The sequence below is a fragment of the Terriglobia bacterium genome (genome assembly GCA_020073205.1).
Classification (GTDB): Bacteria; Acidobacteriota; Polarisedimenticolia; order Polarisedimenticolales; family JAIQFR01; genus JAIQFR01.
In genome coordinates this window covers 1-11,101 of sequence record JAIQFR010000129.1, presented here as the reverse complement: position 1 = coordinate 11,101, position 11,101 = coordinate 1, and the positions used below count along the sequence as shown (strand labels likewise).

Below are 11,101 nucleotides of genomic sequence, written 5' to 3'. Positions count from 1 at the left end.
CACCGGGCGGGCGCGGCACCCGACAGTCTATCGCGTAAGGCGGGGACGGAGAACCGCGGTTCGCGAAGGAGCCTCAGGCCGTTCCCGATCACGAGGAGCGAGGCCCCCATGTCGCCGGCGATCGCCGCCCAGAGCGAAGCGTGCCCGAGGTACGTCAGCGCCACGAAGACGGCCTTCACTCCCAGGGCGAACGCGATGTTCTGCCGGACGACGAGGAGGGCCCGCCGCGAGTGGCGGACGAGCCAGGGGATCCGCTCGAGATCGTCGGACATGAGCGCCACGTCCGCGGCCTCGATCGCCGCGTCGCTGCCGGCGGCACCCATCGCGATGCCCACGCCCGCGCGGGCCATCGCCGGCGCGTCGTTGACGCCGTCGCCGACCATGGCGACCTTGCCGAATCGCCTCACGAGGTCCTCCACCACCCGGACCTTGTCCTCGGGCAGGAGCTCCGGGTGGGTCTCGTCGAGGCCGGCCTCGCGCGCCACCGCTTCGGCGGTGGCCCGATTGTCTCCCGTGAGCATCACGATTCGCTCGATCCCGGCGGACCTCAGCTCCTCGATGGCCCGGCGGGCTCCCGGCCGGATCCGGTCCAGGAGCGTCACGAAGCCGAGCACGCCGCGCTCGTCCCCCACGGTCACGATGGTCCGTCCCGGCCCCGCCAACGCGTCGAGCCGGGACCTCGTCTCCTCGGTGCCGGCCCCCTGCTCCTCCAGGAACCGGTGGGACCCCGCCCAGCACGCGCGGCCGCCGACCTTCCCGGAGATCCCCTTCCCCCGGACCGCCCGTGCGTCCTCCGCAGGCGGGAGGTCGAGCCCGAGCGCCTCCGCGTGCGCCGCGATCGCCCGTCCGATCGGGTGCTCGCTTCGCGCCTCCAGCGCGGCGACCGTCTCCAGGACCTCGCGCTCCCACCTCCCCTCGAGCGCTTCCACCCCGACCACTCGCTGCCGCCCCTCGGTCACGGTCCCGGTCTTGTCCAGCGCCACTGCCCGAATCCGCGCGGGAGCCTCGATGAAGGCGCCCCCTTTCACCAGCACGCCGTGGCGGGCCGCAGCCGCCAGCGCCGCGACGATGCTGACCGGGGTCGAGATCACGAGGGCGCACGGGCAGGCGATCACAAGCAGCACGAGGGAGCGGTAGACCCAGGGGCCCCACGGCTGGCCGAGGAGCAGCGGCGGCGCGACGAGGGTCGCCGCCGCGAGCACCATGACCGCGGGCGTGTACGCCCGGGCAAACGCGTCGACCCACCTCTCGACCGGTGCGCGGCGGTCCTGCGCCTCCCCCACCATGCGGATGATCCGCGCGAGCACGGTGTCGCGGGCGGGCCGGTCCACCTCGACCGTGAGCACCCCGTCGCCGTTGATGGTCCCCGCGAAGACCTCGTCCCCCGGCCGCTTGTCCACCGGAAGGCTCTCGCCGGTGATCGGCGCCTCGTCCACCGACGTCTCCCCGTCCAGGACCCTGCCGTCCAGCGGGATCCGCTCGCCGGGGTGCAGGACGATCCGCGAGGCGACCGCCACCTCGTCGACGGGCACGAGGTCTTCCCGACCGGATTCCCTGACCACTCGGGCGCGCGGCGGCGACAGGTCGAGGAGGCGCTCCACCGCCCGCCGGGCGCGGCCCACGCTCCAGGACTCGAGCAGGAGCGACAGCGAGAACAGGCAGGAGACGGTGGCCGCCTCCAGCCACTGGCCGATGGCCGCGGCGCCCACGACCGCGACGGTCATGAGCAGGTTCATGTCCGGCCGCAGGCGGCGCAAGGCGAGCCAGGCCCTCGGGACCACGAGCGAGAGGCCGCACGCCGCCGCGACGGCGTAGATCGCGGCCGACGCGGAAGGGACGGCGCTACCGCCCTCGCTCCCCCGGAGCGCGGGGAGGAGCCCGCCGGCGCTCGCGGCGTGCACGAGGAAGCCGGCGGCCGTGGCGACTCCGCTCGCCGCGGTGGTCAGGATCCGCGCGCGTCGGGCCCGGCGCTCCGCGCGACGCGGCTCGCCGTGGGCGTCGACCCACTTCTCCGCCCGCATCCCCGTCCTCGCCACCGCGGCGAGGATCGCCGCCTCGTCGAACCCGGCGGCCTCCGCCCTGACGGTCATGCGGGCGCGGAGGAGGTCGAACGCGAGACGGTCGTCGCCCCCGACCACGGGGCCGACCTCCCGCTTGAGCGCGGCGACCTCGTCCGCGCAGTCCATCCCCTCGATGCGGAACGACGACCCCACGCTCTCTACCCCGTCGCGCACCGGAGGCGATCAGGAGGCGAGCCTCGTGAACGCGCCCTCGGGGTGCAGGAGATTCCCGCACCGGTAGAAGCGTACCCTGCGCACCTCCCGGCCGTCCACGGAGAGGACCAGGGGCACCTCCTCCCGAACCGTGGCGAACCGCAGCAGAAGCTCCCGCTCGAGGCGCGGCTTCTCCGTGAAGAACAGGACGTCCCGCCCCACGAGCTCCGCCGGTCGGTACCAGTAGAGCGAGGCGAGCCCGTGCGTCCCGCGGTCGATGTTCGCGAAGCGGACCGGGATGCGGCCGCCGGTCCGGAACGCGACCTGGTGGACGTCCGAGTAGCTCGCGGATGCCGCCAGCTCGCCCCGCCCCAGGCGCCGCTCGACCTCGCGGGCGATCTCCCCGTCCCCCAAGAGCGGCGCGAGCTTGGCGGTCCCTCCTCCTGCGGCGCCCGCCGTCCATCGCCACTCGGCGCGGATCCAAGGCTCGGGAAGGACGGCGACGGACAGCAGGAGCGCGACGAACGCGACGCCGATCGCAGCCCCCGCGATCTCGAGCGCGCCGCGCCAGCGGAATCGCGAGAGCGCCAGGGCCGCGGCCGCGGCGAGGAGGCCGGGTCCGCCCCAGTGCGCGCCGACTTCTTCCTTGAGCGCGACCGCGCCGAAGAGCACGAAGGGCGCCGCGGCCCCCCAGGCCACCGCCCGCCACGCGGGGTCGCTCCGCCGCGCGGCGCGCCACCACGCCACCGCGAGGGCCGCCAGGATCGGAGGCGAAGCCACGAGGAGGCTCCCGATCGCGAACCTAGCGAGGTACGAGAGCCCGAGCGGCTTCGGCGCGTGCCTCCCGGCGAGCTGGAACGCGAGATTGTCCCCGCCGTGCGCTGCCGCCCAGATCCAGACCGGGGACGTGAGCGCGAGCGAGAGGAGCGCCGCGAGATACGGCGTCGGCGTCGTGAGGTCGGCTCGCGCCCGCCGCGAGGTCATCGCCCCGACCCACGCGCCCGCCGCGAGCACGACCGGGAACTTCCCCAGGAAACCGAGCCCGCAGGCGACGGCGAACCCCCACCATCCCCACCGGTCCCCCTGCGCGATCGCGACCGCTGCCCAGACGGCCGCCACGTAGGCGGCACCCAGGACCGCGTCGGTGGACGCGTAGAAGAAGCCGACGAGGAAGAGCGGCATCGCGGTGACGACGAGCCAGGCCCTCGCGGCGTCGCGCGCGCCGCCGCCCAAGCTCCGGATCAGGCGGTACAGGAAGAAGCCGGTGAGCCCTCCCGATACCAGCGCCGGGAACCGGACGGCGAGGGCCGTCTCGCCGAAGAGGGCGCGGCCGGCGGCGATCCCCCAGATCGTCAGCGGCGGCATGTCGAAATAGCTCCAGTCGAGGTGCCGGGAGCAATCCCAGTAGTAGGCCTCGTCGCCGGAGAGCGGCAGGAGCGCCGCGAGGATCGCGCGGAGGAGCACGGTCCCCGCGACCAGCGCGCCGTAGCGAAGCCCGGCGCGATCGGGCTCCACGGTCACGATGAAAGGACCGTCCCGGGTGACCGTCTCCCCTCCTCGCGGGCGAGCGTTCCCGACGCGGAGCGGCGGCGGGGAGGCGCCCGGCGAGAGTGTAATCCCGACCCCGATGATCCTGCGGCGGGGCGCTCCGCTCCCGGTTTCCTGACCGATCCGGTTCGATGCGGGTTTGGGGTAGACTCCCCTTCCGACGGGACTCGGAGGGGAGGAACATGAGCGTGCCCCCGGTCCGCAACGCCCGACGTTCCGCCGCCGTGTTCACCGCGGCGGCGACCCTCGTCGGCTGGTTCCTCCTCCTCGCCGTCGCGCCGTGGGGGTGCGCGGGGGTCCGGGCCCCCGCGAAGATCGCCCCGCCGGCGGCCGTCGCCGCTCCCGAGGCGCCGGCGGTCGTCGTCGCCCCGCAGAAGGACTGGTCCGACGCCGTCCTGTACTTCGCCCTGCTCGACCGCTTCGCGGACGGCGACCCCTCGAACGACGTCCACGTCGACCCGGCGCAAAAGGGGACCTTCCACGGGGGCGACCTCGCCGGGCTCCAGCAGCACCTCGACGATCTGGCCGACCTCGGGGTCACCGCCATCTGGATCAACCCGGTGGTGAAGAACATCCCCGGATTCGTCACCGGCGCGGGGTTCCCGGACTGGGCCTACCACGGGTACTGGGCGGACGATTTCTACCAGACCGACTTCCGTTTCGGGAGCGAGGCCCAGCTCAAGATGCTCGTCGAGGACTGCCACCGGCGCGGCATCAAGGTGCTGCTGGACGTCGTCTACAACCACGTGGGATACGACTCGCAGTACCTGACCAACCCGCGGACGAAGGGATGGATCCGCAACCCCTGCGGGTCCGACGACCTCACCACGTGCGTGGGCGGTCTCCCCGACCTCCGGACCGAGCTTCCCGAGGTGGCCGAATTCCTGTACGAGGCGCACCTGGGCCGCGCGCAGCGCGTGGGTCTGGACGGCTTCCGTCTCGACACGGTCAAGCACGTGGATCACCCGTTCTGGCAGGAGCACCGCCGGCGCACCCGCGAGCGTCTCGGAAAGAGCTTCTTTCTCGTCGGCGAGGTCTGGGGCGGCGACGCGCAGTCGCTCGACCCCTGGTTCGAGGGGGACGAGATGGACGCAGGGTTCGACTTCTCGTTCCAGGGAAGCGTCCTGGGCTTCCTTCTGGGGCGAGGGCGGACGGTCGCGTTCGACCGCTACCTCAAGTCGAGGGAGAAGGTCCGCGCCGGCCACTACCTCGCGCATTTCCTCTCCTCGCACGACGTGCCGGGGCTGCTCTGGCAGCTCGGGGGGGACAAGCAGGCGTTCCGGCTGGCCGCGATCCTGGAGTTCACGTCCCCGGGTATTCCGACCATCTACTACGGCGAGGAAGTCGGGCGCCTCGGCGGCGACTGGCCGGACAATCGAAGCGACATGCCCTGGGGAGAACGGCAGGTCCGTCCGGGCGCCGGCCTCCCCCGGGACGAGGCGCTGAGGAGCGACTACAAGCGTCTGATCGCGATCCGGCGGGCGCACCCGGCGCTCTCCCGCGGGATCCACGCACCGCTGTCGACGGAAGGCGACCTCCTCGTGTTCGTGCAGCGCGACCCCGCGAGCGGCGACGCGGTGGTGGTCGCGGTGAATCGCGGGAGCGCGCCGGCCACCGCCCGGTTCGATACGCCACCGGAATGGAGCACCGCCGCGGTCCGGGACCTTTGGAACGGCGAAGACGTCCCCACGGCGGGAGGCGCGATCGAGACCGAGGTGAACCCGAAATCCGCGAGGATTCTCGCGGTAAGATGAGCCCCCACAAGCCCCCCCCGGGAGTGGAGCCGCCATGGCCGAGGTGACCCTCAAGGACGTCTCCAAGAGCTACGGGTCGGTCAAGGTCATCGAGAGCCTGGACCTCGCGATCCACGACCAGGAGTTCATGGTGCTGGTCGGCCCGTCGGGGTGCGGGAAGTCGACGGCTCTCAGGATGATCGCAGGGCTCGAGGAGATCACGGGCGGGACCATCGACATCGGCGGCCGGATCGTGAACGACCTCCCTCCCAAGGATCGCGACATCGCGATGGTGTTCCAGAGCTACGCGCTCTACCCGCACATGACGGTCCGGGAGAACCTGGCGTTCGGGCTCAAGATCCGCAAGATGCCGCAGGTGGAGATCGACCGGCTCGTGGGGGAGGCGGCGCAGATCCTGGACATCCCGCACCTCCTGGATCGCAAGCCCAAGCAGCTCTCCGGCGGTCAGCGCCAGCGGGTGGCGGTCGGCCGGGCGATCGTGAGGAAGCCCGCGGTCTTCCTCTTCGACGAGCCGCTCTCGAACCTCGACGCCAAGCTGCGCGTCCAGATGCGGGCCGAGATCTCGAAGCTCCAGTCCCGTCTCCGCACCACGACCATTTACGTGACCCACGACCAGGTCGAGGCGATGACCATGGGTCACAGGATCGCGGTGATGAAGGACGGCCGGCTCCAGCAGGTCGGGACGCCGCTCGAGGTGTACGAGCGGCCGGAGAACGTCTTCGTGGCGGCGTTCATCGGCACGCCGCCGATGAACTTCCTCAAGACGTCCATCACCGACGACGGCGCGCGCCTCGCCGCGTCGAAGTTCGAGATCCCGGTGCCGGCTTCGCTGCGGGCGGTGTCGGACGCCCACCGCGGCCGCCAGGTCGTCGCGGGGATCCGCCCCGAGAACATCCTCGACGCCGCCAAAGCGGCAAGGGGAGAGTCCGCGCGCCTCTCGGTGGACGTCGAGATCGTCGAGCCGCTCGGCCACGAGGTGATCGTTCACGGCCGAGCGGGCGACGACATCCTGGTTTCGAAGCTCGACCCGCACCGGGCGCCTCGCATGGGAGAGAAGATCGACGTGGTTCTCGAGCTCGACGCCCTTCACCTTTTCGACGCCGGGACCGAGCGCCGCCTGACGGCGTGAGGCCGCTGGCTCGGCAGGGAGAAGCCGTCCTTAGAGGATCGGGAGGCCATCATGAAGAGCTTCAAGTCCGCCGGGACCGTGGCAGCGGTCCTTCTGACGATCGCCGGGCTCGCCGTCGTCCCGAGCGTCCCCTCGCGGGGAGAGGCCCCGAAGGAGCTCGTGGTCTGGCACGCCTACCGGGGTGACGAGAAGGCGACGTTCGAGAGGGTGGTCGCCAAGTACAACGAGGCGAAGGCCGCGTCCGGGGTCAAGGTCACCACGCTCGCGGTCCCGTACGATGCGTTCGCCGACAAGATCACGGCCGCGGTGCCGCGCGGGAAAGGGCCGGACATCTTCATCTACGCGCAAGACCGGCTCGGGGGCTGGGTCGAGGCCGGGAACACCATCGAGCCGATCGACTTCTACCTCGACAAGGCGGTCAAGGACCGGTTCATCCCGACCACGATGGAAGCGATGACCTACCAGGGGACCGTGTACGGGCTACCGCTGAACTACAAGGTCATCGCCATGGTCTACAACAAGAAGCTCGTCGAGAAGCCCCCCAAGACCACCGGCGAGCTTTCGGCCATGGCCAGGAAGCTCACCGACGTCAAGACGGGACGGTTCGGGGTCGCCTACTGGTACTCGAACTTCTACTACCACGCTCCCCTGATGAACGGCTTCGGCGGGAAGGTATTCGACGCGTCCCGGAAGCCCGTCCTGAACTCCGCCGAGAACGTGAAGTCACTCGAGCTGCTCATGAAGTGGGTCGATCGGGAGAAGTTCCTTCCCCTCGAGCCGTCCACCGCGCTCGTGACCTCCCTGTTCAACGAGGGGAAGGCCGCGATCGTCTTCTCCGGCCCCTGGTTCATCGGCGAGATCGCCAAGGGGATCGACTTCGGCCTGGCTCCCCTCCCGACGATCGACGAGGCCGGCGGCAAGCCGATGCGTCCGTGGATGACGGTCGAGGGGGTCTACATCGCCGCCCCCTCCAAGAACAAGGAAGCGGCCTACGACTTCCTGAAGTACGTCACCGATCTCCCGGTGGCGAAGATCCTCGCGGTCGAGGGACGCCAGACCCCGGCGAACCAGAAGGTCTACGACGATCCCCAGGTGGGAAACGACCCGATCCTGAAGGAGTTCAGGAAGCAGGTCGAGGTGGCGATCCCGATGCCGAACGTCCTGGAGATGACCATGGCCTGGTCCCCGGTGACCACCGCGATGAACACGCTCGTCAAGGGCGCCGCCACGCCCAAGTCGGCCATGGACGTCGCGCAGCAGGAGCTCGAGAAGGACATCGCGAGGCTGAGAAAGAAGCCATGATGCCCGGCGCCTCCCCTCGCCGTCGGATCGCGATCGGGCTCGCCCTGGGTGCGGCGCTGACGGCAGGGCTCGGCCTATGGCTCCTCGGATCGGCGCTCTCCGACGAGGCGCGGGTCCGCGCCGGTCGCACAGGGATCGTGACCTTGAGGGCCCTCGCGGACGTCGTCGAGAGAGCGGGGATCGCGGGAGATCCGGTCCGCCGGGCCGTCGCCGGCTCGTCCACCGCGACCGGCGCACCACGGGTGATCCGGGTCCTCGCGTTCGAGGGTCTGTCGCTCGAGGCCTCCACCGCGCCGGACGACCGCGGGGAGCGGGCCGCCCCACGCAAGCTCCTGCCCGAGGAGAAGGCGTTCTTCGACCTCGGCCAGCGCTTGAGAGCGGCGGTCCAGACGAACCGCGAGGAAGGGGCCTCCCGCAAGGACGAGATCGAGGTCCGACCGACCCCGGCCGGAGGGCTCGCCTTCGCCGCCCCTCTCGAGCGGGACGGGAGCGTGGCCGGTCTCGTCGAGATCGAGATGAAGCCGGCCGGGCCGCCTCGGGCGGCGGGCTGGCTCTTCGCGCTCTTGGCGTTCGCCGTACCCGTCCTGGCGTTCCTCGCGCTCTCCGCCGCCGTCCCCGAGCGGCGGGCGGTCCTGCTGGTTCTCGCGGTGGTGCTGCTCGCCGGAACGCTGGTCGCGCTCGAGCGACGCGCGAGAGGGATCGTCGCCGCCGAGCGTCGCGCGACCGCCCTCGCCGTCGCGGGCCGGGTGATCGAGGCCAAGACGGACGCGGCCGCGATTCTCGGGGGACTCGGAACGCCCTCGGGACCGCCGCTCGACCCGTCCCGCTGGGACGCCGACCTCTTCCGCAAGCCGCGAGGGATCGTCGCGGCCGACGGGGCGCTGAACCCGGGCCCGCTGGCCGGCGACCTCGCCCTGGCGGCGGTCCGGGTGCGCCGGAAGATGACCGGGACCGGCGTGCTCGCCTTCGCCGGGCTGCTCTTCGTCGGGCTGGGCATCGCCGGACGCCTCGCTGGGACCCTCAGGAGATTCGCGGTCGCCTACGTGTACACGCTTCCGGCGATGGTCGGGATGCTCCTGCTGGTGTTCTTCCCGTTCTTCTACGGGATCGCTCTTTCGTTCACCGACTCGAACATCTACAACAGCGAGAAGCCGATCTCGGAGACCTGGGTGGGGCTCAGGAACTTCGTGGAGATCCTCGGGGATTTCTCCGTCGTCCGGCACACCGCCGAGGGGCTGGTCTTCAACTACCAGAACTTCTACTGGACCCTCTTCTTCACCGTCGTGTGGACGATCGCGAACGTGACGGTCGGCGTGACCGTCGGCCTGTTCCTCGCGCTGATCCTGAACACCCGGGGCCTCGCGATCCGCCCGGTCTACCGCGTGCTCCTGATCCTCCCCTGGGCGCTGCCGAACTACATCACCGCGCTCACCTGGAAGGGGATGTTCCACCCGCAGTTCGGGGTGATCAACCAGGTCCTCCAGATCTTCGGAGGGCACGCGGTGGCGTGGTCGGACAGCACGTTCACGTCGTTCCTGTCGATCCTCGCCACCAACGGCTGGCTGTCGTTCCCCTTCATGATGGTGATCTCCCTCGGGGCCCTGCAGTCGATCCCGGCGGACCTCTACGAGGCCGCCCGCGTCGACGGGGCGTCGCGCTGGCAGCAGTTCCGCTCGATCACGCTCCCCTCGCTCAAGCCCGCGCTGATCCCCGCGGTCATCCTGTCGGTGATCTGGACGTTCAACATGTTCAACATCCCCTACCTCGTCTCCGCCGGGGAGCCCTCGCACTCCACCGAGATCCTGATCACGCAGGCGTACAAGTTCGCGTTCGAGCAGTACCGGTACGGGTACGCCGCCGCCTACTCCACCGTGATCTTCGCCATCCTGCTGCTGTACGGGACCTGGCAGAACCGGATCACGCGGGCGACGGAGGGGATATGAGCGCGCGGGGATCGGGGTCGAGGACGGGCGAGGTTCCCCACGCCCTGCTGCACGCGTTCCTCGTGGTGTTCACGCTGCTCGCGACCTACCCCATCCTGTGGGTCATCACGGTCGCGTTCTCGGGAAAGCAGAGCCTGGCGATCGTGGACCTCCCGCCGAACCCGACGCTCCTGGATCGGCTCCGCACCGTCGTCCCGTGGCCGAGCCATCTCTCGCTCTCCAATTTCTCGTCGGTCCTCACCGACCAGCCGTTCGGCCTGTGGCTCCTCAACAGCGCGATCGTCGCGGCGGCGACGACGGTCCTCGGCGTGTTCCTGGCCTGCACGGCGGCGTACGCGTTCTCGCGCTTCCGGTTCCCGGGCCGCCGGACGGGCCTGATGTCCTTCCTGGTCTCCCAGATGTTCCCCGGCACGCTGATGCTGATCCCTCTCTACATCATCCTGGTGAAGTGGCTCGGTCTCGGCTCGACGCGGATCAGCCTGGTGCTGGTCTACGCGACCACGTCGATCCCCTTCTGCGTCTGGATGCTCAAGGGGTACTTCGACACGATCCCCAAGGAGCTGGAGGAGTCGGCGCGGATCGACGGCGCGGGCCCCGCGACCGTCTTCTTCCGGATCATCCTCCCGCTGGCGAAGCCGGCGGTGGCGGTCACGGCGCTTTTCTCCTTCATGACCGGGTGGAACGAGTTCATCATCGCCGCGACCTTCATGGACAAGGAGACGATGTACACGGCCCCCGTGGGACTGCGGTTCTTCGTGGGCGGGTTCTCGGAGCAATGGGGCTACTTCGCGGCCGGGTCGATCATCGTGTCGATCCCCGTGGTGGTGTTGTTCATGTTCTTGCAGCGGTACCTGGTTTCCGGCCTCACGGCAGGGGCCGTCAAGGGGTGAAGCGTTACGATCCCGATACCGACCGAAAGGAGGATGGCATGAGGCAAAAAGGGGTGGGGCTCGTGCTGCTCGCCGTGCTGGTGCTCGCGGCGGCGCCCGTGCTCGCGCAAGAGGTGTCGTTCAAGGATCCGACCGGCGACGACAACGGTCCCGGGACCTACACCTACCCACGCCCAAACGGTGGTGGTCGAAGCTGGCGGTCGTCGACCAGGGCCGCGAGGTCGAGCGCAAGGAAATCGTGGTGAATGATCCGCTGGTGTATGCCGGCCTGCGCTTCTACCAGGCAAGCTATGGCAGCACCGGAAAACTCGATCGGCTGATC

The 11,101-nt window shown here is 70.3% G+C and carries 8 protein-coding genes; 6 read left to right on the top strand and 2 right to left on the bottom strand.

Annotation, left to right across the window (positions count from 1 at the left end; genetic code table 11):
• Both cadA and LAO51_18260 read right to left on the bottom strand, forming a co-directional pair.
• Window positions 1–2,186 (bottom strand): cadmium-translocating P-type ATPase (gene cadA, locus LAO51_18265; protein ID MBZ5640687.1); only part of this gene is annotated, 2,186 nt, incomplete at its 3' end.
• A 57-nt stretch (window positions 2,187–2,243) separates the two neighbouring features.
• A complete protein-coding gene (locus LAO51_18260) occupies window positions 2,244–3,734 on the bottom strand; it encodes a glycosyltransferase family 39 protein (protein MBZ5640686.1) in 1,491 nt (496 codons plus the stop codon).
• A 209-nt stretch (window positions 3,735–3,943) separates the two neighbouring features.
• Between LAO51_18260 and LAO51_18255 the strand changes: the two genes are divergently transcribed.
• The 6 genes from LAO51_18255 to LAO51_18230 all read left to right on the top strand — a co-directional run bounded on the left by LAO51_18255 (window position 3,944) and on the right by LAO51_18230 (window position 11,024).
• Window positions 3,944–5,515, top strand: a complete 1,572-nt coding sequence (locus tag LAO51_18255; GenBank protein MBZ5640685.1) for a DUF3459 domain-containing protein — start codon at window positions 3,944–3,946, stop codon at window positions 5,513–5,515.
• Between the two features lie 34 nt (window positions 5,516–5,549).
• Window positions 5,550–6,644 (top strand): sn-glycerol-3-phosphate ABC transporter ATP-binding protein UgpC, encoded by a 1,095-nt coding sequence (ugpC, locus tag LAO51_18250; protein MBZ5640684.1) that lies wholly within the window; start codon window positions 5,550–5,552, stop codon window positions 6,642–6,644.
• Between the two features lie 51 nt (window positions 6,645–6,695).
• A complete protein-coding gene (locus LAO51_18245; GenBank protein MBZ5640683.1) occupies window positions 6,696–7,946 on the top strand; it encodes an extracellular solute-binding protein in 1,251 nt (416 codons plus the stop codon).
• Window positions 7,947–8,461: 515 nt separating this feature from the next.
• Window positions 8,462–9,889, top strand: coding sequence for a sugar ABC transporter permease (locus tag LAO51_18240; GenBank protein MBZ5640682.1), 1,428 nt, complete (start codon window positions 8,462–8,464; stop codon window positions 9,887–9,889).
• On the top strand, window positions 9,886–10,779 hold the full coding sequence (locus LAO51_18235) for a sugar ABC transporter permease (GenBank protein MBZ5640681.1): 894 nt from the start codon (window positions 9,886–9,888) through the stop codon (window positions 10,777–10,779). The genes LAO51_18240 and LAO51_18235 overlap by 4 nt, the downstream gene beginning before the upstream one ends.
• Window positions 10,780–10,817: 38 nt before the next feature.
• Window positions 10,818–11,024 carry a hypothetical protein gene (locus tag LAO51_18230; protein MBZ5640680.1) on the top strand — a complete coding sequence of 69 codons (207 nt, stop codon included), beginning with the start codon at window positions 10,818–10,820 and terminating at the stop codon, window positions 11,022–11,024.
• The last annotated feature ends 77 nt before the right edge of the window (window positions 11,025–11,101 follow it).

Bases quoted from the DNA above. Each gene is read 5' to 3' on its own strand.
- LAO51_18255 (MBZ5640685.1), top strand. From the start codon at position 3,944: ATGAGCGTGCCCCCGGTCCGCAACGCCCGACGTTCCGCCGCCGTGTTC.
- ugpC (MBZ5640684.1), top strand. From the start codon at position 5,550: ATGGCCGAGGTGACCCTCAAGGACGTCTCCAAGAGCTACGGGTCGGTC.
- LAO51_18245 (MBZ5640683.1), top strand. From the start codon at position 6,696: ATGAAGAGCTTCAAGTCCGCCGGGACCGTGGCAGCGGTCCTTCTGACG.
- LAO51_18240 (MBZ5640682.1), top strand. From the start codon at position 8,462: ATGAAGCCGGCCGGGCCGCCTCGGGCGGCGGGCTGGCTCTTCGCGCTC.
- LAO51_18235 (MBZ5640681.1), top strand. From the start codon at position 9,886: ATGAGCGCGCGGGGATCGGGGTCGAGGACGGGCGAGGTTCCCCACGCC.
- LAO51_18230 (MBZ5640680.1), top strand. From the start codon at position 10,818: ATGAGGCAAAAAGGGGTGGGGCTCGTGCTGCTCGCCGTGCTGGTGCTC.